This window comes from Stenotrophomonas sp. KH_036_B, from assembly GCF_057839485.1.
The window spans coordinates 2588435-2615170 of record NZ_CM174491.1 but is presented as its reverse complement, the minus strand read 5'-3'; the positions used below and the strand labels follow the sequence as shown (position 1 = coordinate 2615170).

General features: G+C 67.1%; 27 protein-coding genes and 1 tRNA gene. 15 read left to right on the top strand and 13 right to left on the bottom strand.

All coding sequences use genetic code 11. The features are described from left to right. The first annotated feature begins 2 nt into the window (after nt 1–2). Genes AC3ITN_RS11795 through AC3ITN_RS11785 form a run of 3 tightly spaced genes read left to right on the top strand, consistent with a single transcriptional unit; the run spans nt 3 to nt 1598 of the window. Nucleotides 3–779, top strand: coding sequence for an SGNH/GDSL hydrolase family protein (locus tag AC3ITN_RS11795; protein WP_489390621.1), 777 nt, complete (start codon nt 3–5; stop codon nt 777–779). Nucleotides 780–829: 50 nt separating this feature from the next. Next, a complete protein-coding gene (locus AC3ITN_RS11790) occupies nt 830–1207 on the top strand; it encodes a VOC family protein (RefSeq protein WP_489390620.1) in 378 nt (125 codons plus the stop codon). A 31-nt stretch (nt 1208–1238) separates the two neighbouring features. Next, nucleotides 1239–1598, top strand: coding sequence for a hypothetical protein (locus AC3ITN_RS11785; RefSeq protein WP_489390619.1), 360 nt, complete (start codon nt 1239–1241; stop codon nt 1596–1598). A 40-nt stretch (nt 1599–1638) separates the two neighbouring features. Here the strand turns inward: AC3ITN_RS11785 and AC3ITN_RS11780 are convergent, their stop codons facing one another. The 6 genes from AC3ITN_RS11780 to hutI form a co-directional block, all read right to left on the bottom strand. Continuing rightward, nucleotides 1639–2055, bottom strand: a complete 417-nt coding sequence (locus tag AC3ITN_RS11780; protein WP_489390618.1) for an EF-hand domain-containing protein — start codon at nt 2053–2055, stop codon at nt 1639–1641. A gap of 114 nt (nt 2056–2169) precedes the next feature. Continuing rightward, on the bottom strand, nt 2170–4290 hold the full coding sequence (locus AC3ITN_RS11775) for a TonB-dependent receptor family protein (RefSeq protein WP_489390617.1): 2121 nt from the start codon (nt 4288–4290) through the stop codon (nt 2170–2172). A gap of 202 nt (nt 4291–4492) precedes the next feature. Further along, a complete protein-coding gene (gene hutU, locus AC3ITN_RS11770; protein WP_489390616.1) occupies nt 4493–6157 on the bottom strand; it encodes a urocanate hydratase in 1665 nt (554 codons plus the stop codon). Continuing rightward, entirely contained in the window at nt 6154–7002 is an 849-nt protein-coding gene (gene hutG, locus AC3ITN_RS11765; protein ID WP_489390615.1) for an N-formylglutamate deformylase, read from the bottom strand. The genes hutU and hutG overlap by 4 nt, the downstream gene beginning before the upstream one ends. Next, nucleotides 6999–8540: a histidine ammonia-lyase gene (gene hutH / locus AC3ITN_RS11760; protein WP_489390614.1), complete on the bottom strand. Its 1542-nt coding sequence runs from the start codon at nt 8538–8540 to the stop codon at nt 6999–7001. The genes hutG and hutH overlap by 4 nt, the downstream gene beginning before the upstream one ends. Nucleotides 8541–8563: 23 nt before the next feature. Further along, complete coding sequence (gene hutI / locus AC3ITN_RS11755) at nt 8564–9763, bottom strand: imidazolonepropionase (protein ID WP_489390613.1); 1200 nt, start codon at nt 9761–9763, stop codon at nt 8564–8566. 63 nt (nt 9764–9826) lie between these two features. On the opposite strand from hutI, the gene AC3ITN_RS11750 reads away from it, so the two are divergent. Both AC3ITN_RS11750 and hutC read left to right on the top strand, forming a co-directional pair. Further along, nucleotides 9827–11209 (top strand): formimidoylglutamate deiminase, encoded by a 1383-nt coding sequence (locus AC3ITN_RS11750; protein ID WP_489390612.1) that lies wholly within the window; start codon nt 9827–9829, stop codon nt 11207–11209. A 29-nt stretch (nt 11210–11238) separates the two neighbouring features. Then, nucleotides 11239–11967, top strand: a complete 729-nt coding sequence (gene hutC, locus AC3ITN_RS11745) for a histidine utilization transcriptional repressor HutC (RefSeq protein WP_313347196.1) — start codon at nt 11239–11241, stop codon at nt 11965–11967. A 3-nt stretch (nt 11968–11970) separates the two neighbouring features. Here hutC and AC3ITN_RS11740 read toward each other — a convergent pair whose 3' ends face one another. From AC3ITN_RS11740 to AC3ITN_RS11730, 3 genes are all read right to left on the bottom strand, one after another. Next, entirely contained in the window at nt 11971–13038 is a 1068-nt protein-coding gene (locus tag AC3ITN_RS11740) for a restriction endonuclease (RefSeq protein WP_489390611.1), read from the bottom strand. Between the two features lie 277 nt (nt 13039–13315). Next, nucleotides 13316–13810: a phasin family protein gene (locus tag AC3ITN_RS11735; protein WP_489390610.1), complete on the bottom strand. Its 495-nt coding sequence runs from the start codon at nt 13808–13810 to the stop codon at nt 13316–13318. Between the two features lie 87 nt (nt 13811–13897). Next, a complete protein-coding gene (locus AC3ITN_RS11730) occupies nt 13898–14173 on the bottom strand; it encodes a polyhydroxyalkanoic acid system family protein (RefSeq protein WP_313347188.1) in 276 nt (91 codons plus the stop codon). 120 nt (nt 14174–14293) lie between these two features. Here AC3ITN_RS11730 and AC3ITN_RS11725 point away from each other — a divergent pair, with 120 nt between their 5' ends. The 4 genes from AC3ITN_RS11725 to aroA all read left to right on the top strand — a co-directional run bounded on the left by AC3ITN_RS11725 (nt 14294) and on the right by aroA (nt 18925). Further along, the gene (locus AC3ITN_RS11725) at nt 14294–15094 is read left to right on the top strand and encodes an FHA domain-containing protein (RefSeq protein ID WP_489390609.1); all 801 of its coding nucleotides are present in this window, start codon (nt 14294–14296) and stop codon (nt 15092–15094) included. 97 nt (nt 15095–15191) lie between these two features. Then, complete coding sequence (serC, locus tag AC3ITN_RS11720) at nt 15192–16277, top strand: 3-phosphoserine/phosphohydroxythreonine transaminase (RefSeq protein WP_489390608.1); 1086 nt, start codon at nt 15192–15194, stop codon at nt 16275–16277. Nucleotides 16278–16329: 52 nt separating this feature from the next. Further along, on the top strand, nt 16330–17526 hold the full coding sequence (gene pheA / locus AC3ITN_RS11715) for a prephenate dehydratase (protein WP_489390607.1): 1197 nt from the start codon (nt 16330–16332) through the stop codon (nt 17524–17526). Between the two features lie 91 nt (nt 17527–17617). Continuing rightward, nucleotides 17618–18925 (top strand): 3-phosphoshikimate 1-carboxyvinyltransferase, encoded by a 1308-nt coding sequence (gene aroA / locus AC3ITN_RS11710; RefSeq protein ID WP_489390606.1) that lies wholly within the window; start codon nt 17618–17620, stop codon nt 18923–18925. A 241-nt stretch (nt 18926–19166) separates the two neighbouring features. On the opposite strand, the gene AC3ITN_RS11705 is transcribed toward aroA, so the two are convergent. Further along, nucleotides 19167–19742, bottom strand: coding sequence for an energy transducer TonB (locus AC3ITN_RS11705; protein WP_489390605.1), 576 nt, complete (start codon nt 19740–19742; stop codon nt 19167–19169). A 321-nt stretch (nt 19743–20063) separates the two neighbouring features. Continuing rightward, nucleotides 20064–20699, bottom strand: a complete 636-nt coding sequence (locus AC3ITN_RS11700; protein ID WP_313347174.1) for an energy transducer TonB — start codon at nt 20697–20699, stop codon at nt 20064–20066. A gap of 115 nt (nt 20700–20814) precedes the next feature. On the opposite strand from AC3ITN_RS11700, the gene serS reads away from it, so the two are divergent. Further along, nucleotides 20815–22095, top strand: coding sequence for a serine--tRNA ligase (gene serS, locus AC3ITN_RS11695; protein WP_489390604.1), 1281 nt, complete (start codon nt 20815–20817; stop codon nt 22093–22095). Between the two features lie 353 nt (nt 22096–22448). Here the strand turns inward: serS and AC3ITN_RS11690 are convergent, their stop codons facing one another. Next, nucleotides 22449–23036, bottom strand: a complete 588-nt coding sequence (locus AC3ITN_RS11690; RefSeq protein ID WP_313347276.1) for an FMN-dependent NADH-azoreductase — start codon at nt 23034–23036, stop codon at nt 22449–22451. Nucleotides 23037–23161: 125 nt separating this feature from the next. On the opposite strand from AC3ITN_RS11690, the gene AC3ITN_RS11685 reads away from it, so the two are divergent. The 5 genes from AC3ITN_RS11685 to AC3ITN_RS11665 all read left to right on the top strand — a co-directional run bounded on the left by AC3ITN_RS11685 (nt 23162) and on the right by AC3ITN_RS11665 (nt 26200). Further along, nucleotides 23162–24154 carry a LysR substrate-binding domain-containing protein gene (locus AC3ITN_RS11685; protein ID WP_313347170.1) on the top strand — a complete coding sequence of 331 codons (993 nt, stop codon included), beginning with the start codon at nt 23162–23164 and terminating at the stop codon, nt 24152–24154. 78 nt (nt 24155–24232) lie between these two features. Continuing rightward, nucleotides 24233–24322 (top strand) — tRNA-Ser (locus tag AC3ITN_RS11680). A 191-nt stretch (nt 24323–24513) separates the two neighbouring features. After that, nucleotides 24514–25320 carry a type I restriction enzyme HsdR N-terminal domain-containing protein gene (locus tag AC3ITN_RS11675; RefSeq protein WP_489390603.1) on the top strand — a complete coding sequence of 269 codons (807 nt, stop codon included), beginning with the start codon at nt 24514–24516 and terminating at the stop codon, nt 25318–25320. Nucleotides 25321–25602: 282 nt separating this feature from the next. Further along, nucleotides 25603–25839 carry a type II toxin-antitoxin system HigB family toxin gene (locus AC3ITN_RS11670; protein WP_489390602.1) on the top strand — a complete coding sequence of 79 codons (237 nt, stop codon included), beginning with the start codon at nt 25603–25605 and terminating at the stop codon, nt 25837–25839. Between the two features lies 1 nt (nt 25840). Next, complete coding sequence (locus AC3ITN_RS11665) at nt 25841–26200, top strand: helix-turn-helix domain-containing protein (protein ID WP_489390601.1); 360 nt, start codon at nt 25841–25843, stop codon at nt 26198–26200. 203 nt (nt 26201–26403) lie between these two features. Here AC3ITN_RS11665 and AC3ITN_RS11660 read toward each other — a convergent pair whose 3' ends face one another. Further along, nucleotides 26404–26574: a CsbD family protein gene (locus AC3ITN_RS11660; RefSeq protein WP_489390600.1), complete on the bottom strand. Its 171-nt coding sequence runs from the start codon at nt 26572–26574 to the stop codon at nt 26404–26406. Nucleotides 26575–26736 lie beyond the last annotated feature (162 nt).

Genomic DNA, 26736 nt, shown 5'->3' with positions numbered 1-26736 from the left:
GCATGTCACGTCACCACCGCCTCGCGTTTCTCATCACCCTGGCACTCGCCGTGCCAGCCGCTGGCACCGCAGCGGAACCGGCGGTGGACCCGCTGATGACCAAGCCGGTCGAGCAGGTCACACCCGACCAGGTGCGCCAGATGCAGCAGCGTCTGGCCGACTGGCCGCAACTGCAGCGCTACCGTAGCGAGAATGCCACGCTGCCACCGGCGGTTGCCGGGAAGTCGCGTGCCGTGTTCTTCGGCGACTCGATCACCGAAGGCTGGGGGCCTACTGGCAGCGACAGGTTCTTTGCCGGCAAGGGCTACATCAACCGCGGCATCAGCGGCCAGACCACCGCGCAGATGCTGGTGCGCTTCCGCCAGGACGTGATCGCGCTCAAGCCGGCGGTGGTGGTCATTCTCGCCGGCACCAACGACATCGCCGGAAATACCGGTGCGGCCACGCAGGGCATGATCGAAGACAACCTGCATGCGATGGTGGAGCTGGCCAAGGCGCACGGCATCGCGGTGGTGCTCAGCTCGGTATTGCCCGTCAGCGACTATCCCTGGCGCCCCGGCGTGCAGCCGGCGGAGAAAGTGCGCGCATTGAACACGGCATTGCACGCCTATGCGCAGCAGCAGTCGCTGGTGTGGCTGGACTATCACGCCGCGATGGCCAATGCCGAAGGTGGCCTGGATCCCGCGCTGGCCAAGGACGGCGTGCATCCCACCCCGGCAGGCTATGCGCGCATGGCGCCGCTGGCGGAAGCCTCGATCCAGCAGGCGCTGACGCCGTAAGCATGGCGCGCGTCTACAATCACGCATCGTGACGACACGGATGACTTCGCATGCTGCACCACATTTCGCTCGGCGTTCGTGACCTCGCCGTGGCCGGCGCGTTCTACGACGCGCTCCTGGACGCGCTCGGCTACCGCCGTGTGTTCGAGGACGAGACCGCGATCGGCTACGGCCTGGTCGACGACAACGACCTGCTGTGCCTGAAGCTGCACGATGACGCCACCGCCCCCGGGGCGGGCTTCCATCTTGCGTTCGCCGCGCCCTCGCGCAACGCGGTGGACGCCTTCCATCGCGCCGCACTGCACGCGGGCGGGCGCGACAACGGTGCGCCGGGGCTGCGTCCGGACTATGGCGCGCAGTACTATGCCGCGTTCGTGATCGATCCCGACGGTCACCGGCTCGAAGCGGTGATCAACGCCGCCGGCTGAATCGCGCGTTCCCCTCGTTGAAGGAGTCACCATGCACGTCGTTCATCCGCTCCTGCAGCGCGTCGCCGGCATCCTGCCGTGGCTGGGCCTGCTGGCCAGCCTGGGCATGGCCTGCGTGGTGACCCTGGTCGGCGTGGTGGCGATGCCGAGTTTCGCGACACTGTTCGGCAGCGTCGGCCAACCGCTGCCGTGGCTCACCCACGCCTTCAGCCAGGCCTACCTGCTGGCCTGGCTGGCGCCGCTGCTGGTAGGGGCGGGCTGGTACGTCCGCCCCACCGTGGCCGGCCGCATCGTGGCCGGGGTGTTCGGACTGGGCGCGGCACTGCTGGGCGCGGTGAGCGTCATCTTTGCGATGTACCTGCCGTATTTCATGATGGGCTCGCTGGTCTGAGTCCAGCGGCCGCGCAGCCGGCAATACGCCGCAGCGTGCGTCACGGCCGCCAGAACCCCACCTGCAGTTCGGCCAACGTCAGCTCCTGGTCGTGGTTGGTGTCCAGCGACTGGAAGCGCATGTCGGCCACGCGGCTGACCTCCTCCTCGCTCAACTCGCCATCACCATTGAGGTCGGCCACCCGGATCCGGTCGGCCGCCGTGAGCTGACCATCGCGGTCCGGGCCGAGCACGGCCTGGACTTCTTCGACGCTCACGCGGTAGTTGTGGTCGGCATCGAGGGTGCGGAACAGTGCGCCCGCGTCGTATTCGTCGTCGCTGACCCGGCCGTCATTGTTCTTGTCCAGGGCGGCGAAGCGCTGCGCGGCGGTGTCGCCCACGGACTGCGCATGGCTGGTGGCGGACAGCCCCAGGCAGAGCACGAGCGAGCAGGCAAGGTGCGAGGCAAGGTGGTTCACGGGACACTCCGCAGGACCGGTTGGGAGGTGCCAGTGTCCGCTGCCGCCCGCGCCGCGGCTACGGCAATACCTGCGCCTGGCACCAGTATTTCTACTGGCGCCATCGGTGCGGTATCAGTCGAAGCGCCAGCGCAACCCGGCGTAGACGCTGCGGCCTTCGCCCGGGGTGGAGCGCGCCACGTCCTTGCCGGCATCGTTGTAGCCCGGCGTGACGGTGGCCGCGTAGTGGCGGTCGCCCAGGTTGCGCAGTTCGGCCCAGGCCTGCCAGCGGCCACCGGGCGCGTCATAGCCCACCCGGGTGCCGAAGATCACGTGGCTGTCGGCACTGAAGCTGTTGGCGTAATCGACGAACATCTTCGACGCGTACTCGGTGTTGAGCGCAGCATAGAAGCCGGTGGGGTGCGCGTAGCGCAGCTCGGCCTGGTAGTAGTGGCGGGGCAGGCCGGGCAGGCGGTTGTCGCCGAAGCGTGCGTCGTGGCGGTAGCGGAAGTCGCTGAAGGTATACGCCTGGCGCAGCGAGAGTCGGCCGGCGGCACCTTCCCACAACGCGCTGTCCAGCCCGGCTTCGAGGCCACGGTGCACGGTAGGACTGGCGTTGTTCTCGGCCACGAACAGGTTCGGCACCGGCAGTACTTCCACGGTGAGCAGTTCGTGCAGCACGCGGGCGTAGTAACCGGTGAGCTCCCAGTGGCCGAGCGCGCTGTCGCCGCGTGCGCCCAGCTCCAGTGTGGTGGCTGTCTGGTTGTCCAGCGGCACCGGCGCGCGCTGGCGGCCGGTGGAGGCGCCATTGCCGGCGGCAAAGTACTGGTTCGAGCCCCAGATCATCGACCACGGATGCGGCGGTTCCACCGAACGGCTCAGGTTGCCGAACCACTGCGTGGTTACGCTCTGCTGCCAGGTGAAGCCAAGGCGCGGTGCGTAGTCCCACTGGTGCTCGCGCAGGCGCTCCGGCGTGGCCGGCCAGGTGACCTGCACGTCGCGGCGGGTGTTGATCAGCGCCAGCCCGGTCTGCAGGCGCAGCGTGTCGCTCAGCGCCAGCTCGTTGCCCACGTGCAGCGTGCTGTCGGTGCCGTGGTGCGAGAAGTCGCGGGTATGGGTGCCGGCGGGGTAGCCATTGTTGGCGAAGCGCAGCGTTTCGCGCACGTCGGCATCCAGGTCGTGGGTGACGCGCAGGCCGAGCGTGGTCACGCTGTCGCGGCCGAACAGCGTGTGGCGCCGGCGGTAGTCGAGCGTGGCATTGAGGTTGGTGTAGTCCAGCTGCTGCCGGTACAGGCTCTCGTTCAAGTCCATCGGGTAGTGGTGGTACACCAGCCCGGCCTGCAGCGAGGAATCCTCATCGATCTGCAGCGTGGTCATGTTGCCCAGCCAGGTGCTGCCCGGCTGCGGGCGGCGCGCGTCGATGGCCAGGTTGGCCGGATTGGCCGCGCGCGGATCGTGGCGGATCTGGTCGCGGGTCAGGCGCCCGGGCGTGTCGTGGTTGGTCTCGCGGTAACGCAGGAAGAAGCGCGTTTCCAGCTCTGGATTGATCTGCCAGCCGACGTTGGCCATTGCACCCTTGCCGTCGCCGGCCGCGTGATGCTGGTAGCCGTCGAACTCGGTGTCGGTGTAGGCCAGGTAGTAGTCCACGTCACCGGCAACGCCGCCGTTGCCCACGCCGCGCTTCTGGTAGCCGCGGCTGCCGGCTTCGTAGTGCAGCTCCAGCCCGGCCGAATCCCGGCCGCTGCGGCTGACGTAGTCGATCGCGCCGCCCAGCGCCAGCGCACCGCGCTCGATGCCATTGGCACCCCGCAACACGTCGACGCGGCTCAGCCACAGCGGTTCCAGCAGTTCATACGGCGTGCCGCCCGGTCCACTCAGCGGCAGGCCATCCAGCGACACGGCGATGCCGGACGCATGTGCGCCCGGGCCACGGTTGATGCCTGAACCACGGATCGACACCTTGGCCCCTTCATTGCCGGGCGACTGCGCGCTGATGCCGGGCTGGTAGGCGAGCACGTCGGCGCTGCCAGCCAAGCGGCCCTCGGCCTTGGCCAGGTCGATCACGTTGCCGGCGCCGGGCACGCGTTTAAGCGCGTCGCGCGCCTGCGCGGTGGCGTTGGCGGCGGTAACGTTCACCGCGTCCAGGGTGGTGGCCTTGTCGCCCGGGGCGGCGTGGGCGGTGGCCGCAAGGGCTGCACACAGGGCAAGGGTCAGCGCGGACAGGGTGGGGCGATGCAACGACAGGAGAGGGGGCATGCGTCTGGAACCGGTACGGAATGGGGCAGCAGTCGACAGGGCGGCGCCCTGTAAACCATCGCGAGGGCGCGAAAGTTAACAGGTTGCGCCGCCGCCGTCACCCGCCGAAGGCGTACGGTTCCGTCATTGTGCGGACCAACGGTCCGCACCTACCGACGGAGGAATCCTCCACGCCAGGTGTCGACCGTTGATCGGCGCGCCCTCAGAGAATCCCAGGCAGATCCAGCCCCTTCTCCTTCGCGCATTCAATCGCGATCTCATACCCCGCATCCGCATGCCGCATCACGCCGGTGGCCGGGTCGTTCCACAGCACCCGCGCGATGCGCTTGGCGGCCGCTTCGGTGCCGTCGCACACAATCACCATGCCGGCATGCTGCGAGAACCCCATGCCGACGCCGCCGCCGTGGTGCAGCGACACCCAGGTGGCGCCGCTGGCGGTATTGAGCAGGGCGTTGAGCAGCGGCCAGTCCGACACCGCATCCGAACCGTCGGCCATCGCCTCGGTCTCGCGGTTGGGCGAGGCCACGCTGCCGCTGTCCAGGTGATCGCGGCCGATCACCACCGGTGCCTTCAGTTCGCCGTTGGCGACCATCTCGTTGAAGGCCAGCCCCAAGCGGTCGCGGTCGCCCAGCCCGACCCAGCAGATGCGCGCCGGCAGGCCCTGGAATTTGATCTTCTCGGCGGCCATGTCCAGCCAGCGGTGCAGGTGCGGGTTGTCCGGAATCAGCTCCTTCACCTTGGCATCGGTCTTGGCGATGTCCTCCGGATCGCCGCTCAGCGCGGCCCAGCGGAACGGGCCGATACCGCGGCAGAACAGCGGGCGGATGTAGGCGGGCACGAAACCGGGGAAGTCGAAGGCATTCTCGACGCCTTCTTCCAGCGCCATCTGGCGCAGGTTGTTGCCGTAGTCCACGGTCGGCACACCCAGCGCATGGAAGGCGAGCATGGCGCGGATGTGGTTGGCCATCGATTCGCGCGCGGCGGCTTCCACGTCCTTCGGCGCGGAGACGCGCTTTGCGTCCCACTCTTCCACCGTCCAGTCCTGCGGCAGGTAGCCGTTGACCGGATCATGCGCGGAGGTCTGGTCGGTCAGCAGGTCCGGCTTGACCCCGCGCACCAGCAGCTCGTCCAGCACGTCGGCCACGTTGCCGAGCAGGCCGACCGACAGCGGCTTCTTCGCCGTGCACGATTCCTCGATCAGGCGCAGCGCCTCGTCCAGGTCGTCGGTCCAGGTGTCCAGGTAGCCGGTGCGCAGGCGCATCTCGATGCTGCTCCGGCGGCATTCCACCGCCAGGCACGAGGCGCCGGCCATCACCGCGGCCAGCGGCTGCGCGCCGCCCATGCCACCCAGGCCGCCGGTGAACAGCCACTTGCCGGCCAGGCTGCCGTTGTAGTGCTGGCGACCCATTTCGACGAAGGTCTCGTAGGTGCCCTGCACGATGCCCTGCGCGCCGATGTAGATCCAGCTGCCGGCGGTCATCTGGCCGTACATCGCCAGGCCCTTCTTATCCAGCTCGTTGAAGTGGTCCCAGTTGGCCCAGCGCGGCACCAGGTTGGAATTGGCAATCAGCACGCGCGGCGCATCCACATGGGTGCGGAACACGCCGACCGGCTTGCCGGACTGCACCAGCAGGGTCTGGTCGTCGTCCAGGCGGGTGAGCGTTTCGACGATGGCATCGAAGCTTTCCCAGTCGCGCGCGGCGCGGCCGATGCCGCCGTACACCACCAGTTCCTGCGGGCGCTCGGCCACGTCCGGGTGCAGGTTGTTCATCAGCATGCGCAGCGGCGCCTCGGTCAGCCAGCTCTTGGCGGTGAGCGTGGTGCCGGTGGGCGCGATGATGGTGCGGGTGGAATCGTGACGGGTCATGCAGCACTCCGGGAGTTCGCGAATTCAAGGCAGGCAGTCAGCACCTGCTGCAGCGTCTGGCGCAGCGGTGCAGCGTGATCGGGGTCGAGCGGGGTGGGCCAGCTGTGCACGTCCACCTGTTCCGGTTCGTGCATGTAGCCGCGGCAGGCCAGCTCCATCTGCAGGCTGTGCACGCCGCCGGGGATGTCGCTGTAGTGGCGGGTGATCCAGCCGCCCTTGAAGCGGCCGTTGCGCACGTGGCCCATCCCGCTGAGCCGGCACAGGTTCTCCACCACGTCGCTGAGCGCGTTGTCGCACGAGGTATCCGGCGCGCCGGACGGCCCCGCCGTGCCCAGGTTGAACTGCGGCAGCTCACCGTCGAACAGGTGCGGAATGTGCGAGCGGATCGAGTGCGCGTCGTACACCACCACGGTGGCGTGTCGTTGGCGCAACCGGGCGATCTGCGCGGACAGCGCGTCGTGGTAGGGCGCGAACCAGGTGTCGCGGCGCAGGGCGATGGCGTCCGCATCCGGCGCCCGGCCCGCGTGGTACAGGGGCTGGTTGTCGAAGGTGGTCAGCGGGCACAGCCCGGTGGTGTTCTGGCCCGGATACAGCGACACCCCGCTGGGATCGCGGTTGAGATCGATCACCGAACGCGAGATCGCCGAGCGCACCGTGGTCGCGCCGAGGCGCTGGGCGAAGTCATACAGCTCGTGCACCCACCAATCCGCGTCGCGGCGTGCCAGCCACGGCGAGACGAAGCCGTCCACCAGCGCATCGGGCAGTTCGCTGCCGGTATGCGGGAAGCTGACGATCAGCGGCGCATCGCCCTCGTGGACCTGCAGCCACTCCGGGTGGCGGTTCATGCCAGCGGCTCCACCTGCGGCAGGATGTCGGCCAGGCCTTCGGCCAGCGCGCCGCTGCGCACCAGCGCGGTCGCCGCCAGCATGTCGGGGTGGAAATAGCGGTCGTCCTGCAGGGTCGGCACCTGCGCCCGCAGTCGGCCACGCACGCGTTCCAGTGCTCCGCTGGAACGCAGGCCGGCGTGGAAGTCGCAGCCCTGCGCGGCGGCCAGCAGCTCGATGCCGACCACGTTGGCCGCGTTCTCGGCCATCTGCAGCAGGCGGCGCGCGCCATGCGCGGCCATCGACACGTGGTCTTCCTGGTTGGCTGAGGTCGGGATCGAATCCACGCTGGCCGGGTAGGCGCGCTGCTTGTTTTCCGACACCAGCGCGGCGGCGGTGACCTGCGGAATCATGAAGCCCGAGTTGAGGCCCGGCTTCGGGGTGAGGAAGGCGGGCAGGCCGGACAGCGCCGGATCGACCAGCATCGCGGTGCGGCGTTCGCTGATCGAGCCGATCTCGCAGACCGCCATCGCCAGCATGTCGGCCGCGAACGCCACCGGTTCGGCGTGGAAGTTGCCGCCGCTCAGGGCCTCGTTGGTATCGGTGAACACCAGCGGGTTGTCGGACACGCCGTTGGCTTCGATCGCCAGTGTGGTGGCGGCCTGGCGCATCACATCGTAGGCAGCGCCCATCACCTGCGGCTGGCAGCGCAGGCAGTACGGGTCTTGCACGCGAACGTCGTTGTCGCGGTGCGATTCACGGATCGCCGAGCCCTGCATCAGCGTGCGCAGCGCGGCGGCGGCGGCGATCTGCCCGCGCTGGCCGCGGATCTGATGGATGCGCGGATCGAACGGCGTGTCCGAGCCTTTGGCCGCTTCCACCGACAGCGCGCCGGTGACCAGTGCGGCCTGGAACACGGTGGTGATCTCGAACAGGCCGGCCAGCGCGTACGCCGTGGAGTACTGCGTGCCGTTGAGCAGCGCCAGGCCTTCCTTGGCGCCCAGCACCAACGGCGCCAGCCCAAGCCGGGCCAGCGCCTCTGCCGACGGCAGGCGCTCGCCGCCCACGAAGGCCTCACCCACCCCGATCATCACGCTGGCCAGGTGCGAGAGCGGGGCCAGGTCGCCCGAGGCGCCCACCGAGCCCTGGCACGGAATCACCGGCACGATGTCGTGCTGCAGGAAGGCTTCCAGCAGGGCCAGCGTTTCCGGGCGGATGCCGGAGGCGCCCTGGGCCAGGCTGGTGAGCTTGAGCGCCATCATCAGCCGCACCACGGCGGCCGGCATCGGCTCGCCCACGCCGGCCGCGTGCGAGAGCACGATATTGCGCTGCAGTGTCTCCAGGTCGTCGCGCTCGATACGGACGCTGGCCAGCTTGCCGAAGCCGGTGTTGATGCCGTACACCGGTTCGCCCTTGGCGACGATGGCGGCCACCGTCTGCGCGCTGCGCAGGACGGCCTCGGCGGAGGCCGGGTCCAGGCGCACGCGCGCACCGTCGTAGATCGCGCGCCACTGGGTCAGCGTCACCGCGCCGGGCTGCAGGGTCAGGGTGTTGCTCATGGAATCTCCAGACATCACAAAGGTCAGACGGATACGCCGCGCACCACACGCGCGTGCAGGGGATTGAAGCCCATGCGGTAGACAAGGTCGGCGGGTGCCTCGATGTCCCACAGGGCCAGGTTGCAGTCCAGGCCGACCGCCAGCCGTCCGATCCGGTCCTGCCGGCCGAGTGCACGCGCCGCTTCACGAGTGAAGCCGGCGATGCACTCGTCCACGGTCATGCGGAACAGGGTGGCGGCCATGTTCATGGCCAGCAGCGGGCTGGTCAGCGGCGACGTGCCCGGGTTGCTGTCGGTGGCCAGCGCCAATGGCACCCCGGCCGCGCGCAGCGCGTCGATCGGGGGCAGGGTGGTGTCGCGGGTGAAATAGAACGCGCCGGGCAGCAGCACCGCCACGGTACCGGCCGCACGCATGGCGGCAATGCCCTCGGCGTCGAGGTGTTCGATGTGGTCGGCCGACAGCGCGCCGTAGCGGGCGGCCAGCGCCGCGCCATGCTGGTTGGTCAGCTGCTCGGCGTGGATCTTCACCGCCAGTCCGTGCTGCCGTGCAGCGGCAAATACCTGTTCGGCCTGCGCGGTGCTGAAGGCGATGCTCTCGCAGAACACGTCCACGGCGTCGGCCAGGCCCTGTGCGGCCACCGCCGGGATCATCACGTTGCACACCTCGTCGATGTACTCCTGCGCCTGGCGGCCGGGCGGCACCGCGTGCGCGCCGAGGAAGGTGGGCACCACCTCCACCGCGCGCTGGCGTGCCAGTTCGTGGGCCACGCGCAGCTGCTTGGTCTCGTCCTCCAGGCTCAGGCCGTAGCCCGACTTGATCTCCACGGTGGTGACGCCTTCGGCCAGCATCGCGTCCAGCCGTGGCAGGCTGGCGGCCAGCAGCGCGTCCTCGCTGGCGGCACGGGTGGCGCGTACCGTGGAGACGATGCCGCCGCCCGCGCGGGCGATATCGGCATAGCTCACGCCCTGCAGGCGCTGCTCGAATTCATTGGCGCGGTTGCCGGCGTACACCAGGTGGGTGTGGCAGTCGATCAGGCCCGGGCTGATCCAGCGCCCGCCGCAGTCCACGCGCTGAACGGGCTCAAGAGGGTCCGCCGAACCGGCCGCGCCCACGTGCACGATGTGGCCATCGCGGGCGGCGATCACCCCGTCACGGATCACGCCCAGGCCAGGGCCATCGGCGGTGATCAGGTGGGCGTTGGTCCAGAGGGTGTCACAGTGCATGGCAGCAACCACGGCGGCTTATATGTCTATACAATATAGGCGCCTCTTCCGGGATGTCCAGTCATGCCAGCCAACCCTGCCTCTGCCGTCGCCTTCCATGCCGAACATGCCTTGCTGCCGCAGGGCTGGGCGCGCGATGTGCGGATCGTCGGGGTAGGGGGCACGCTGCAGGAGGTGACCGCCGGTGTGCCGGCGCAGCCGGGCGATACCCCCCTGTCGATCGCGCTGCCCGGGCTGGGCAACCTGCACAGCCATGCGTTCCAACGCGGCATGGCGGGGCTGACCGAGATCGGCGGTCGCAGCGGCGACAGCTTCTGGAGCTGGCGCGAGCTGATGTACCGCTTCCTGGCCCACCTGCAGCCGGAGGCGGTGCAGGCCATCGCCGAACAGGCCTACGTGGAGATGCTCGAATCGGGCTTCACCCGCGTGGGCGAGTTCCACTACCTGCACCACGCCGCCGATGGCACGCCCTACGCGGACCGCGCCGAGATGGCCGCGCGCATCGCCGCTGCCGCGCAGGGCAGTGGCATCGGCCTGACCCTGCTGCCGGTGTTCTACGCGCATGCCGATTTCGGTGGCGCCCCGCCGAACCCGGCGCAGCGCCGGCTGATCCACGACGTGGACGGTTTCGCCGCGCTGCTCGACGGCTGCCGCCAGGCGCTGCGCGGGCAGCCCGATGCGGTGCTGGGCATCGCTCCGCACAGCCTGCGCGCCGTGACCGGCGAAGAGTTGCAGGCCCTGCTGCCACTCAATGACGGCCCGGTGCACATCCACATCGCCGAACAGACCCGTGAAGTGGACGCGTGCGTGGCCTGGAGCGGTCTTCGCCCGGTGCGCTGGCTGTACGAACACGCGGCGGTCGACGCGCGCTGGTGCCTGGTCCACGCCACCCATGTGGACGCTGACGAAGTGCAGCGCATGCTCGACAGCCGCGCGGTGGTCGGGCTGTGCCCGATCACTGAAGCCAACCTGGGCGATGGCCTGTTCCCGATGCAGGGCTTCGCGCGTGCCGGCGGCCGCTTCGGCGTCGGCTCGGATTCCAACGTGCTGATTGATGCGGCCGAGGAACTGCGCCTGCTCGAGTACGGCCAGCGCCTGCAGTTGCGCGGGCGCAACGTGCTGGCACCGCAGGACGACACCTCCAGCGGGCGCTGGTTGTTCGAGCAGTCGTTGCGCGGCGCCGCACAGGCGCTGGGCGTGACTACGGGCCTGCAGGTGGGCGCGCCGGCCGATGTGGTCGAACTGGATCCGCAGCACCCGGCGATGATCGCGCGCGAAGGGGATGCCTGGCTTGACAGCTGGGTGTTCGCCGCACGTAATGGTGCCGTGCGATCGGTCTGGCGCGGGGGACGCGAACTGGTCCGGCAGGGACGCCATGTGCAGCGCGATGCCGTGGCGGCGCGCTTCGCCCAGGCCCTGCGCAGCGTGCTGACCGCCGCGCGCTGATCCCCGCCCACCCATTCCAGGACTCCCGAGTGACGGGCAAGAAAGCAGCCACCCTCAACCAGCGCATCCGTGCCGAGCTGGAAAGCCGCATTCTCAGCGGCGAATGGCCGCCGGGGTTCCGCATCCCGTACGAACACGAACTGATGGAGCAGTACGGCTGCTCGCGCATGACGGTGAACAAGGTGCTCACCGCGCTGGCCGAGAGCGGCATGATCGAACGTCGTCGCCGTGCCGGTTCGTTCGTGGCCCGGCAACCGCCGCACCTGGAGCAGGTGGCGCTGGAAATACCGGACATCGCGATGGCGGTCGGTGCGCGCGGCCACGTCTACGGCTACCAGCTGCTCGATCGCGCCTACCGCAGCCCGAATGCCGAGGCCAGCGAGGAAGTGGCCTTGTCAGGGAGCGAAAAACTGCTGGCGATACGCTGCCTGCACCGCGCTGATGGCAAACCGTTCGCGCTGGAGCACCGGCTGATCAGCCCGGTGGGCGTGCCGGACGTGCTGGCGGTCGATTTCAACACCACCGCGCCAGGCAGTTGGCTGCTGCAGAACGTGTCGTGGACGCGCGCCCAGCACCGCATCAGCGCCTGGGGCGCCGATGCGGCTGCTGCTGCGCTGCTGGAGGTCAAGCCGGGCACGGCCTGCCTGGTGATCGACCGCCTGACCTGGCGCGGCGAACAGCCCATCACCTGCGTGCGGCAGATGTTCCTGGGCGACGCCTGGGACCTGGTTGCCCGCTTCGCCCCCGGCGCGCGCTGAGGATTAGAGCGTGGCGCACTGCCGCCAGCGCACCGGTTCGTCGGTACCCAGGCGCGGGTTGAGCTGGATGCGCACCGTGCGCAGCGCCGGGTAGCGCTTCACCTGCGTACAGATATGCGGCCAGAGCGCGTCGATCTCTGCCGAACGGTTGATTGCCAGGGTCTGCCGGGTCTGCCAGAACGCGCTGAGCACGCCGCTCTGCTGGCTCAGCAGCGCCGCCAGCTCACGCTGGTAGCGGGCCAGTGTGGCCGGGTCCGGATCGGGCTCGGTGCCGAGGATGTGATTCGGATCGCCGCCGTGGGCGGCAGCGGCCGGTGCAGGGGGCGGCGCAGTGGCGTTCTCGACCGGGGCCGCGGCCGTGCTGGCCGGCGCAGGAGCCGGCACATCTGCCGCCTTGGGCGTCGGTGTGGACGCCGTCGGCGCAGGTGCAGCCGTCGCCGGAGCCTGCGCCATCACGCGCGCGGACTGGTCCAGCCGCGAGGTGAGGTACCCCATGCCCACGATCAGCCCCAGCGTCAGCGAGCCCAGCGCGGCAATGGAAATGCGTCGGATCGCCTCGCGCCGTGCCGCCTGCTTGACCCGGGCTTCCACGTCGCCGGGCAGGTAGGGTTGCAGCAGCGGCCACAGCAGGCGGCCGTCCAGGACCTCCACGTGCTGCTTCTCGGCAGCGGCGCGGCCATCGCGCTCGATCTGTCCTTCGGTGATCAGGATCCCGCCACGGCCGCCGGCCAGGCGGGCCGCCGCGCCCAGTTCGTTCACCGCCGCGGTGCCGATCCGATAGGCGCGGCCATGCTTGCACGACACCAGCCAGCGCTGCTGCTGGGCGTTCTGCATCAGGAAATCGCTGCGCGGCTCGTGGCTCTCATCGACATGGTCGGGAACATCCTGCAGCCCGCGCTGCTCGCGCAACGCCCGCTTGACGATTTCTGAAAAATCGCGCCAGTGCATGCCGGCCAACGCGTTGAGGCCCAGGCGGGTCTCCTTGCGGCGGCGTTTCACCAGCCAGAAGTAGGCGGCGGCCAGGGACCAGACAACGAGGGCCAACAGGAGAGCCAGAATCCAGGAGAACATGAGGCCTATGAAATGAACACGGATGTGCGTAGACAGTTTATATGCGCTCGCGCCTGTCTGTGGGGTGTCGTTTTAGTCTCGACTCGCGCATCGATGGTCGGGTCGGTGATGGAAGTCTCATTTCGTGCCGCTGCATCCCGGACACGAAAAACCCGCCAATCCGTAGCCGTGAGGGGAGGGAACAAACGGCGCAGAAGCGATTGGCGGGTCGTTTTCGATTGTCAACAAAGTCGTGCTGCTTTGCAACAATCTCCGTGCGGTAGCGTGTGGTCTACGCTCAGGGATCCGAGCCGGGCGACTGATGGGTACCCGGGCGCGGGTCTGCGTTGGGCGAGGCACTGCGGGCTTCGGCGCGGTTGACGCGGGTGTTGAGCGCATCGATCCGGGCGTTGAGCGCGGCGACGTCTTCGGCGGTGGGGATGCTCAGGCGCTTGAGCACGCCCTGGACCCGGTCATCGAAGGCCTTCTCCACCTTGTCCCAGGTGCCGGAGGCCTTTTCACGCGCCTCGCCCAGGTGTTCTTCGACGTTGTCGCGCCAGCGCGGCGCATCGCCGGCCTGCTCGCGGTTGCGCGCGTCGATCGACTCGCCTTCCTTGACCAGGTTGTCGAAGACGCGGCTGCCCTCGGCCTGCGCGCGTCCGAACGCGCCCAGCCCGGCCAGCCAGATCTGCTGCGCCGAATCGCTCAGCTTGCGCGAGAAGCGCTCGGCCTGATCCTGCAGCGAGGGCTTGTCGCCCGGAATGCGGTCATCGAAGTCATCGTGTGAGTTCATGGGGCGATCCTGTGAGTGGCCACCCGCCGATCCTACCCACGCCCGGTGTTGCGCGGCGTGATGGCCGCGCCCGGTTGCAGCGTGGGTTCAGCCCAGCTTTTCCTTCAGCACGCGCTGGATTTCGCTTTCCACCATGCCCTTCATCATCGACACCGGGAAGCCCAGTTCGGCAGAGACATGCACCTGGCCCGGGAGCAGCTCGATCAGCCCCTTGACCCCGGAGCCGTTGAACTTCAGCGCGTCGCCAACCCAGCTGCTTTCCAGCGAGAACTTCTCGGTGAGCTTGGCCACCATCGACTCGATCGCCTTGCGGGCACCGTCATCGGGCAGGGCGTGGGCGTGGCGGATATCAATGCTGGACATACAGTCTCCTGGCGGGCGATAGCGGGGAAAGGGCGTGCATTGTGCGCATCCTCGCCCATAACTCCAAGGTGTGCGTCACACTTCTTCTTCCCAGACAGCCAACCTGATAGTCTGCGCCGCGTGCAGAACCTGCTTGTTCACTTCACCCATCGCCAACACCCCGACCAGCCGCTGCGGCCCGGGGTGCAGCGCATCGTGCGCCACGCGTCCGGCAGCGTCCGCCTCGGTGGCGACGCGGCGGGCACCCTGCTGCTGGCGCAGTTCTGCCTGGACGACCGCGGCCTGTGGCTGCAGGTGGCCAACGGAATGCGCGGCATCCACGTCAACGGGCGCCCGGTGCGGCGCATGGCGCTGCTGCGTCCCGGCGACGCGGTCTATGCCGATGGCGTGGAAATGGTGATCCAGGGCGAATGCGAAGCCCTCAACCATGCCCCCTCCCGCAGTGATGAAATCGGCGACGATCCGCGCCTGCTGCGCGGCGTTGGCGGGCAGCACCACGGCCGCAGCTTCACCCTGGACCGCCCCCGGCTGATCGGGCATGGGGCCGAGGCGGACATCGTCATCGACGACCCGGCCTTCGCCGAACAGCACGCGCGGCTGGAGCGGCACGGCGAGCGGTTGTTGCTGCGCGATCTGGGCGCGGGCGAGTCGACCCGGGTCAACGGCGTCAGCGTGCGGCACTGCTGGCTGCAGCCGGGTGACCAGCTGGTGTTCGACGCCCAGCACCGGTTCGTGCTGGAAGTCCCGCACGACGGTCGCAAGCGCGTGGCCAGCCACGAAGAGGATGAGCTGCTCGACCTGCCGGCGGCGGTGGAAGCACCGGCCAAGCCGCGCCGGGTGAGCCGCTGGCCTTGGCTGCTCGGCAGTGCGTTGTTGCTGGCCGCCCTCCTCAGCCTGCTGCTGTGGTTCGGCGCGCGCTGACCAGATAGATTCAAACGCAACCAAATTGGCCTTGTGCTGCAAGGCCTAAAGGCTGGTGCGCTGCGGCATACTAGGGGTCTTGCCCCATAGGTGTGACATGACGCGCGCGTTCAACTTCAGTGCCGGCCCTGCAACCCTGCCGGAATCGGTCCTGCGCCAGGCGCAGGAAGAGATGTTGGAATGGAACGGCGCTGGCGCCTCCATTGTTGAAATGAGCCACCGCGGCCCGGAATTCATGGCCGTTGCCGCCCAGGCCGAAGCGGACCTGCGCCGCCTGATCGGCATTCCGGACGACTACGCGGTGATGTTCCTGGCCGGCGGGGCCACCACCCAGCAGGCCCTGCTCGCGCTCAATTTTGCCGCGCCCGGCCAGACCGTGGACTACGTGCTCACCGGCCATTGGGGCAAGACCGCCATCAAGCAGGTGAGCCCCTACGTCACGGTCAACGTTGCCGCCAGCAGCGAAGCCAACGGCTTCCACGACATTCCGCCGCGCGACCAGTGGCAGCTTTCCGATGATGCGGCCTACGTCCACATCACCGCGAACGAGACCATCCACGGCGTCGAGTTCCGTGACACCCCCGACGTGGGCGGCGTCCCGCTGTTCGCCGATTTCAGCTCGTCCATCGCCAGCGAACCGCTCGATGTCTCGCGCTACGGGCTGATCTATGCCGGCGCGCAGAAGAACCTCGGCCCGGTCGGCGTGTCGGTGGTGATCGTGCGCCGCGACCTGCTCGACCGCAGCGGCCAACCGCGCGCGGACATTTTCGATTACCGCTCGCACGTCGCGCGCGATTCCATGCTCAACACCCCGCCTACCTGGAACTGGTACCTGGCCGGGCTGGTGTTCCAGTGGATGCTCGCCGAAGGCGGCGTGCAGGAGTTCGCGCGGCGCAACGCCGCCAAGTCCGCCCTGGTCTACGGCGCCATCGATGCCTCCGGCGGCTTCTACCGCAACGCGGTGGTGCCGGCGGCGCGCTCGCGCATGAACATTCCGTTCTTCCTCCCCGATGAAACCCTCACCGCACGCTTCGTCAGTGAATCCAAGGCTGCCGGGCTGCTGGCGCTGAAGGGCCACAAGGCGGTCGGCGGCATCCGTGCTTCGCTGTACAACGCCCTGCCGGTGGAAGGCGCGCAGGCGCTGGTCGCCTTCATGCGCGACTTCCAGCAGCGCAACGGCTGACGCGTTCAAATTTACCGGGGCGCTGGCCGCCCCACTGCACCTGGAACCCCTGATGGCCACCAAACCCGCCAAGCCCAAGGCACCCTCCGCCAAGCCTGCACCGGCCAGCTCGACCAAGGCCGCGCCCAAACCGGCCAAGGCCAAGGCCGATGCACTGCCGGCCGCCGCCGCGCCCGTGCTGTCCGATGTGCGCGCCAAGATCGACCACATCGACCGCAGCATCCAGGCGTTGATCGCCGAGCGCGCGCAGTTCGCCCACCAGGTCGGCAAGGCCAAGGGCAAGCTCGCTGCCGCCGTGGACTATTACCGCCCCGAACGCGAAGCACAGGTGCTGCGCATGGTGGTGGATCGCAATGAAGGTCCGCTCAGCGATGAAGTGCTGGTGCACGTGTTCCGCGAAATCATGTCCGCCTGCCTGGCCCAGCAGGAGCCGCTGAAGATCGGCTACCTCGGCCCGGAAGGCACCTTCAGCCAGCAGGCCGTGCTCAAGCATTTCGGCCGCTCGGCGCTGGGCCTGCCGCTGGCCAGCATCGAAGAAGTGTTCCAGGAAGTGGAAGCAGGCAACGCCGACTTCGGCGTGGTGCCGGTGGAGAACTCGGGGCAGGGCACCATCCAGATCACCCTGGACATGTTCCTCACCTCCAACCTCAAGATCTGCGGTGAAGTCGAGCTGCGCGTGCAGCAGTACCTGATGTCGCGCAGCGGCCGGCTGGAGGATGTCGAGCGCGTGTACGGCCACCCGCAGTCGTTCATGCAGACCTCGTCGTGGCTGCGTGCCAACCTGCCCAAGGCGGAAAAGGTGCCGGTCTCCAGCAACGCCGAAGGCGCGCGGCGCGCCCGCAATGCCGACGACGCGGCGGCCATCGGTGGCGAGAGTGCAGGGCACGTGTACGGCCTGAAGAAAGTGGTGACCAAGCCGATCCAGAACGATGCCGACAACACCACCCGCTTCCTGGTGGTGGGCCGGCAGTTCTTCCCGACCTCCGGGCACGACCGCACCTCGGTGCTGGTGTTCATCCACGACAAGCCCGGCGCGCTGTTCGACGTGCTCAGCCCGTTTGCCCGCCACGGCATCAGCATGAACCGCATCGAATCGCGTCCGTCGCACAACGCCAAGTGGGAGTACGGGTTCTTCATCGACCTGGCCGGCCACATCGACGACCCCGCCATGCAGGCCGCACTGGCCGAGCTGGAGGCGCATTCGGCGCAGATCAAGGTGCTGGGCTCCTATCCCGTCGCCGTGCCCTGATTCGACCGGCGCTGCCGCCCCGCGTACGGCGCCGTTGCAACGACTTTCCGCATTACTGCCGCCCCTGTGGGCGGCCTGACAGGATTCATCGATGACCGCTTCCGCTTACTGGATCGCCCGCAAGGGCCAGCCCCTGCAGGGCAGCCTGACCATTCCCGGCGACAAGTCCGTGTCGCACCGCGCGGTGATGTTCGCCGCCCTGGCCGACGGCGTGTCGCACATCGACGGCTTCCTGGAAGGCGAGGACACCCGCGCCACCGCCGCCATCTTTTCGCAGCTGGGCGTGCGCATCGAGACCCCGTCGCCGTCGCAGCGCATCGTGCACGGCGTTGGCGTGGATGGCCTGCAGGCGCCCAGCGCGCCGCTGGACTGCGGCAATGCCGGCACCGGCATGCGCCTGCTCGCCGGTCTGCTGGCCGCGCAGCCGTTCGACTCGGTGATGGTGGGTGACGAATCGCTGTCGCGGCGCCCGATGCGCCGCGTGACCGGCCCGCTGGCGCAGATGGGCGCGAAGATCGACACCGACTCCGACGGCACCCCACCGCTGCGCGTGCACGGCGGCCAGGCGCTGCACGGCATCGACTTCGCCTCGCCGGTGGCCAGCGCCCAGGTCAAATCCGCCGTGCTGCTCGCGGGCCTGTACGCCGCCGGCGTCACCGCCGTGACCGAACCGCACCCGACCCGCGATTACAGCGAGCGCATGCTGCGCGCCTTCGGCGTGGAGATTGAATTCTCCCCCGGCCAGGCGCGCCTGCAGGGCGGCCAGCGCCTGCGCGCCACCAACATCGCGGTGCCGGCCGATTTCTCGTCGGCTGCGTTCTTCCTGGTGGCCGCCAGCATCATTCCGGGGTCGGAACTGCGCCTGCGCCAGGTGGGCCTCAACCCGCGCCGCACCGGCCTGCTGGCGGCACTGCGCCTGATGGGCGCGGACATCGTCGAGGAAAACCATGCCGAGCAGGGGGGGGAAGCGGTGGCCGACCTGGTGGTGCGTCATGCGCCGCTGCACGGTGCGGAGATCCCCGAGGCACTGGTGCCGGACATGATCGACGAGTTCCCGGCGCTGTTCGTGGCCGCCGCCGCGGCGCAGGGCAACACCGTCGTGCGTGGTGCGGCCGAACTGCGGGTCAAGGAATCGGACCGTCTGGCGGCAATGGCCACCGGCCTGCGCAGCCTGGGCGTGCAGGTGGACGAAACCGAAGATGGCGCCACCATCCACGGCGGCCACCCACTGGGCAGCGGCACGATTGAAAGCCACGGTGACCACCGCATCGCCATGGCCTTCGCCATTGCCGGCCAGCTCAGCACGGGCGAAGTGCGCGTCAACGACATCGCCAACGTAGCCACCTCGTTCCCCAACTTCGATGGCCTGGCCCGCGGCACCGGCTTCAACCTCGCCTGACCGGTAGAGCCACGCCATGCGTGGCTGCGTAATCCAACCGGTAAAACCGGCAGGGTAGAGCCGACCGGGTAGAGCCGACTGGGTAGAGCCGACTGGGTAGAGCCGACTGGGTAGAGCCGACTGTTAGTCGGCTGCTCTGCTCTGGTCTGTTCTTCTTCGCGCAAACCCAAAAAAACAAAAAAAAAGGGGCCGATCAAACAGATCGGCCCCCCGGCTCCCCCGCCGTTATTCGTCTACACCCTTAACGCTCGGTACGGAAATCCACCGGCACACGCACCACACTGGCAACGGCACGACCGTTCTGCAGGGCCGGCTCGAACTTCCAGTCACGCACCGTGCTCAGCACCGCACGATCCAGATCGCGGTCACGCGAACCACTGCGCTGCACGATGTTGGCGTCCGTCACCTGGCCGCGCGTATCCACGTTGAGGCTGGCAATCACACTGCCTTCCACACCGCTACGCAGCGCCGTACGCGGGTACACCGGCTTCGCATTGCTGGTCAGCGGGCGTGCATCGCGGTTACGTACCGCAGGCGCCGCGCGGCGCTGCGTGGTGGCCGGCGCGGCCTCGCGGTTCGCCGGCACAGGCGTCGTGGCAACCGGCGTTTCCGTGGCGGGCAGCATGCGCTCGCCCACCGGCGCGGTAACGCCCTCGGTCGGATTCGCGTAGCGCAGCCAGACCAGCGCAGCGGCGAACATCGCCACGATCAGCGCCATCCACAACCACGGAGAAGTGCGGCGGCGGGCCGGATCGTCGAGAACGTCGCGCTGGTGCTGCGGCGAAGTGGGCATGTCGTGTGCATGGGTAACACTCATGGCGGACTCCTGGTGTCGAGTTGACGCCTGCAGTCTTGCCTGCCGCCGGTCGAAGGTGTGTCACCGAAGCGTCAACGCGGCGACTGCATTCCCTGTGAGGTTCAGCATGATGATCCCGGCCTATACACGGGATTGACGCGATCGTGATCGCGTATGACCACTATAACGATGGCGACGCGGAACGATTACCACCCGGAACGATCACGACGCGGTAGGTACCAACCGTGGGGCGGTACGCATCAAACGGCAGGTACCAACCGTGGGTCGGTACGCATTACGAGGCAGGTACCAACCGCTGGTCGGTACGCGCCACGCGCCGCGTTACTGCGCCTTGAAATCAAACGGCACTTCGATGCTGCCGGTCACGGCCACGCCGTTGCTCTGCGCCGGCAGGAAGCGCCAGCGGCGCACCGCATCGGTGGCGGCGCGATCCAGGTCGCGCGAACCACTGCGCTGCACGATGGTCACGTTCATCGGCACGCCGGTGGCATCCACGTCCACACGGACCACCACGCTGCCGGCCTCGCCCCGGCGCAGCGCGGCGGGCGGGTAGGTGGGCGGCGGTGACTGGTCGGCAATCGGCTGCGGGCGGTCGCCGGCGGCCATCGCCGTCTGCGCCGGCGCCGTCGTCGGGGCTGCCGGTGCGGCCGGAGGCGGCGGGGGCGGGGCGGTTTCCACCAGCTGCGGGCGTTCCTCGTTCGCCGGCGGTGCCTTCGCATCGGGCATGTCGCTGGAACCCGCCGCCGCGGCGAGGGGTTCGGGCAGCGGCTCCACCTCGGCCACCTGTTGCGGCGTCTGGGCCGGGCCGGCCTTGTAGAAATCGTCGTTGCGGTTGCTCAACCACACCACCAGGAACAGCAGCACGCCGACGCCAAAGGCGATCCCGGCGATCATGAGGCTGCGGCGGGGCAGGTGGAAGGTGATGTTCTTGCCAGACGAAGAGCGGGAAGCGGACATGAGGCATACCGTGGTGAACAACCCGATTCTGCCATGCCCGGAATGAACCGGGCGGCAGAAAAACGGATTACAGGCGATAATCCCCCTCCAGACCCGCACATACCGCCCAAACGCCATGCTTGATCCAGCCCTGCTCCGCCAACAGCCCGCCGACCTCGCCGAACGCCTGCGCACCTCGCGTGGTTTCGAGCTGGACGTCTCCGGACTGGAGTCGCTGGAAGCCGACCGCAAGCGCATCCAAGTGCGTACCCAGGAGCTGCAAAGCCTGCGCAACAGCCGCTCCAAGGCCATCGGCCAGGCCAAGGCCAAGGGCGAGGACGTCTCGGCGATCATGGCCGAAGTGGCCGCCTTCGCCGATGAGCTCAAGGCCTCGGAAGTGGCCCTGGACGACCTGCGCGAGAAGATCGAAGCCATCGCCATGGGCATCCCGAACCTGCCGGCAGAGGATGTCCCGGCCGGCAAGGACGAGTCGGAGAACGTCGAGCAGAAGCGCTGGGGCACCCCGCGCAGCTTCGATTTCCCGGTGCGGGACCATGTCGAGCTGGGCGCGCGCCTGCATCGCCTGGACGGTGAGAGCGGCGCCAAGCTGTCCGGCTCGCGCTTCACCGTGCTGCGCGGCCCGATCGCCCGCCTGCACCGCGCCCTGGCCCAGTTCATGCTGGACCTGCATACCGGTGAACACGGCTACGAGGAAACCAACGTCCCGGTCCTGGTCAACGAAGAATCGCTGCGCGGCACCGGCCAGCTGCCCAAGTTCGAGGACGACCTGTTCAAGACGGCGGTGGGCGAGTCCACCCGCTACCTGATTCCGACCTCGGAAGTGTCGCTGACCAACATTGTCCGCGACGAGATCGTCGACGCCGAGCGCCTGCCGCTGAGCATGACTGCCCATTCGCTGTGCTTCCGCGCCGAGGCCGGCAGCGGTGGCCGCGACGTGCGCGGCATGATCCGCCAGCACCAGTTCGAGAAGGTCGAACTGGTCACCGTGTGCGCCCCGGCGGACAGCGAGGCCGAGCACCAGCGCATGACCCGTGCCGCCGAAGTGGTGCTGGAAAAGCTGGGCCTGCCGTACCGCAAGGTGCTGCTGTGCACCGGTGACATGGGCTTCTCGGCGGTGAAGACCTACGACCTGGAAGTATGGCTGCCCTCGCAGGACACCTACCGTGAAATCTCCTCGTGCTCCAACACCGGCGACTTCCAGGCCCGCCGCATGCAGGCCCGCTGGCGCAACCCGGACACCGGCAAGCCCGAACTGGTGCACACCCTCAACGGCTCGGGCGTAGCGGTTGGCCGCGCCATGATCGCGGTGATGGAGAACTACCAGAACGCCGACGGCAGCATCACCATTCCCGACGCCCTCAAGCCTTACATGGGCGGCCTGGACACCATCGCCTGATGCAGAAGAACCCGCCGAAAGGCGGGTTTTTTGCATCTCAACCCAGCGCATCCCACCGCAGAGCCACGCCATGCGTGGCTGCCCTCCGCTCGGGCCAAACCTCTGCGTAGTGCCACGCCATGCGTGGCTGCCGTCCGCTCGGGCCAAACCGACCCGTAGTGCCACGCCATGCGTGGCTGCCCTACGCTCCAGCACCGCGCACAGCCAGGCGGCATGGCCTGGCTCTACAACCGGTCCCACACGCAAAAAAAACGGCCCCGCAAACGCGGGGCCGCAGGGTGGGCCGGATGGGGGAGGGGGTCTCCGGCCCGGGCGGGGCGTCCGACGAGGACTCAACGCCCGCCCTGGAACAATCAGGCCTCGGCCAGCTCTTCGAACTCGGCCGCCGGAAGGCTCGCCAGCGCTGCAGCAATCGCCTCTTCACGGTGCGTCGGCGAATAGGCAATGCCCTCGGCCCGCACGAATTCCACGTTGTTGATGCCCATGAAGGCGAACACCTGGCGCAGGAAGGGCTCCTGGAAATCGGCCGGCGAATCGGTATAGATGCCGCCGCGTGCGCTAGCGATGATCACCCGCTTGCCACCCGCCAACCCCACCGGGCCGTTCTCGGTGTACTTGAAGGTGCGCCCGGCCACCGCCACGCGGTCGATCCAGGCCTTCAGCGTCGAGGGAATGCTGAAGTTGTACATCGGCGCGCCGATCACCACCACGTCCGCCGCCAGGAACTGCTGCATCACCGCTTCGGCATCGGTCGCCTCGGCCGCATCAGCCTGGGCAAGCGATCCACTACTCAAATGGGGAATGGGATTACGATCGAGATCGCGGTAGGTTACATCGAGGTTCTCGACGGTCTCATTGAAACGTGCGACCACCGCCGCGGACAGCTGGCGGGACACCGAGTTGTCGCCCAGCACGCTGGCATCAATGTGAAGAAGCTTCATGGCAATCACCTGTCATCCGGGGAAGGGCGGTCAAGGCGCCGCCGACGGAGAAGAGGTTAGGTTGTTGCGTCGCTGGGATAAAGGTGGTTGAATACCACGTATTGTTCTATATCTGGAACTTCGGTATGCAAGACCTCAATGATCTGTACTACTTCGCCATGGTGGTCGACCACGGCGGTTTTGCCGCGGCCGAACGTGCCCTTGGCATCCCCAAATCCCGTCTGAGCCGCCGCATCAGCCAGCTGGAGACCGACCTGGGTGTCCGCCTGCTGCAGCGCTCCACGCGCCGCTTCGCGGTCACCGACGTGGGCAACAGCGTGCACCGCCATGCCCAGACCATGCTCGCCGAGGCCCAGGCCGCACGCGAAGTGGTGGACCGCCTCAGCGCCGAGCCGCGCGGCCTGGTCCGCGCCAGCGTGCCGGTCTCGCTCGCGCAGATGCAGCTGCCCAAGCTGCTGCCGAAGTTCCTGGCCCAGTACCCCAAGGTGCGGCTGCAGCTGAACATCAGCAACCGCCGCGTGGACATCATCAATGAAGGCTACGACGTCGCCCTGCGCGTGCGCTCGCGGCTGGACGACGACGGCAGCCTGGTCATGCGCAGCTTCGGGCAGGTGCAGGAACTGCTGGTCGCCAGCCCGAAGTACCTCGACCGCGCCGGCCGCCCCAAGGACCCGGACGAGCTGGCCAACCACGTCACCCTGAGCATCAGCGAAGACGAAGCGCGCCAGCGCTGGGAACTGCATGGCCCGGAAGGCGCGGTACGCCGTGTGGACCTGCAGCCCCGCGTGGCCGGCTTCGACTTCCCGCTGCTGCAGAGCATGGTCAAGGACGGTTTCGGCATCACCATGCTGCCCGAAACCGTCTGCGCCGACGCCGTGCGCAGCGGCGAGCTGGAAGTGGTGCTGCCGGAATGGTCGCTGCCGCAGGGTGTGTGCCACGCCGTGTTCGCCTCGCGCCGCGGCCTGCTGCCGGCGGTCCGCGTCTTCATCGACTTCCTGGCCGAACACCTGCCGCCCCAGCTCGAGGCCTCGCGCCTGGACTGCGGTGGCGCGTGCGAGCGGGCCAAGGAGAAGATCAAGGCCAGTGCCCTGGGTGCGTTGGCGGTGGACGCGGGGTGAGGTGACGCGGGCGGCCTTGGGCAAACCGGGCCGCCCATGCGAGAATACGCGCCCGGCTCAGGCCGGCGCACGACATCCGGAGAGATGGCCGAGCGGTTTAAGGCACCGGTCTTGAAAACCGGCGAAGGGTCAAACCTTCCGTGGGTTCGAATCCCACTCTCTCCGCCAGATACGCAAAACGCCCCGGAAGGGGCGTTTTGCGTATCTGCTAGAGAGAATCGGATGGCAGAGGCGCGCTTTACTGGAGGCGAGCGTTTTTAGCGTGCGAGGCAACTCTGTCAGCGCGCATGGTAGTGCGGTTGTGGACACGCTAAACCCGCGATACAGTCAGCTGCACGCAGATAATCCAGGGGAAGGAAATGGCGTCAGTTCCGAAGAAGGTTGCCGAACGGCTGGTGGCAGGGATCAAGCGATATCAGCCCGTGCTTGCAGCGGCCAAGGCCCGCGATGTTGGCGAGGCGGATACCGTGACCATTATTAAAGATATGCTCGCAGACGTATTTGGATACGACAAGTATTCAGATGTCACATCTGAGCACGCCATTCGTGGGACCTACTGTGACCTTGCGATCAAGACTGAAGGGCAGTTACAGACGCTAATCGAGGTAAAAGCCATTGGCCTTGACCTCAAGGATCAGCACGTCAAGCAGGCAATAGACTACGCAGCCAATCAAGGTGTCGACTGGGTTCTGCTGACCAATGGTGTTGTATGGCGGGTCTATCATTTGATTTTCGCCAAGCCCATCGATCAGGAGCTGGTCCTGGAGATCGATTTCTGTGCGTTGAATCCGCGCTCCGAAAGCGATGTGGAGCTGCTCTTCCTCTGGTGCAAAGAGGGTTGGCAGCGATCAGTCTTGGGTGAGTATCACATTCAGAAGCAGGCACTGTCGCGGTTCTTCGTAGGTGCAATGCTGCAGACTCAGCCAGTACTCGATGTAATACGTCGAGAGCTTCGTAGGGTGTCGCCCGATGTGAGAATTGACTCGGATCAGATCAAAGAGGTTCTGATCAACGAGGTAATTAAGCGTGAGGTCATGGAGGGGGACAAGGCAGAAGAGGCAAAGAAGAAGATCGTCCGCGCTGCTAAGAATGCACTTCGCTCCAGTGGCGGAAAGAATGAAAAGGCGGCGGCAGATCCAGATGCAGTGCAGAAGGTGGATAGGTAACGCGCCAATCTTCGTCAGAGCACTACGGGATACGGATAGCGTTGTATAAGGAGCCGGTCGCCCAGCCCTTCGCAACGCAAGACGAGGTGGGGCGGTCTCATTCTCCCTGCCGGACACTAATGTATGCATTTGATTTGTAAGAAAAATGTTCGGGCGGCGGCGATTTCTATGACGAGGTTCGCTTGACATGTCCCGTATTGGGACTATTCTTGACCTATGAGAGTTATCGCGATTGCTACACTCAGGGCCTATTGGGAAGCCAACCCATCAACCGAGCAACCCTTGAAGGCGTGGTATGACGAGGCGAAGGCGGCCGGTTGGAAGTCGCCTCAGGACATCAAGGATGTCTACCGTAACGCGAGCATCATTGCGAACAACCGAGTGGTGTTCAACATCAAGGGCAATGACTACCGTCTGATCGTGGCAGTTGCCTACCGCGTTGGCGTCGTTTACGTGAAGTTTATCGGCACGCATTCCGAATACGATCAGATAAATGCCGAAACGATAGAGGTTGACTGATATGCACATTTCCCCCATTCGCACCCCCGAAGATTACAAGCAGGCATTGAAGTCGATTTCCAGGCTTGTGGAGACTGACCCAGCGCCCGATAGCCCGGAAGGCGAGTTCCTGGACGTGATGGCAACGCTCATTGAGGCGTATGAAGCAAAGCAATTCCCAATGGAGGCACCGAACGCGATCCAGGCGATCAGGTTCAGGATGGAGCAGGGAGGACTGGAGCCGAAGGATCTCGTCGCATCGATCGGCAAGCCGAACCGAGTGTATGAAGTGCTCAGCGGAAAGCGCGGCCTGTCCATTGAGATGATCCGAAAGTTGCACAAGAATCTTGGCATCCCTGCTGAAAGCCTGATCGGCACATAGGCACTGTAAGCATCTGATTTGCGCCTGACGTGAATAGATGGCGACTGCCTATCCAATCGTCGTTGGTCCTCTGTAGCTGTCGGAAGGGGATGTACCAGATCAGGAATGGACCGGGGCCGCTTCTACCAGATACGCAAAACGCCCCTTTCGGGGCGTTTTGCGTATCTGGTAGAAGCGCCACGCCCTGCGTGGCTGAACAAACATCAATGCCGAGCATCATCCTTGGCCTTGCCAACGTCGCTCTGCACCTTCCCGACTTCCTTCTGCACCTTGCCTTCAAGCTCCTGCGACCTGTCGCCCGTCACCTTGCCGGCAACTTCTTTCACGGTGCCTTTGACCTGATTCTTTGCGCCTTCAGTACGGTTCTTGTCCATGTGCGGATGCCTCGAAGTTGAACCCGTTGTGGGTGGCACCATCCTGCAGGCACGCGGGTAGTGAGACGGTGACACCCGGGTGGGGGTAAGGTGAACTGCGGCATCACGCGGCGCACATATCGTGAGTGCCGCTTCATGCGCGGGCCGTATCCTTCGGCCGCT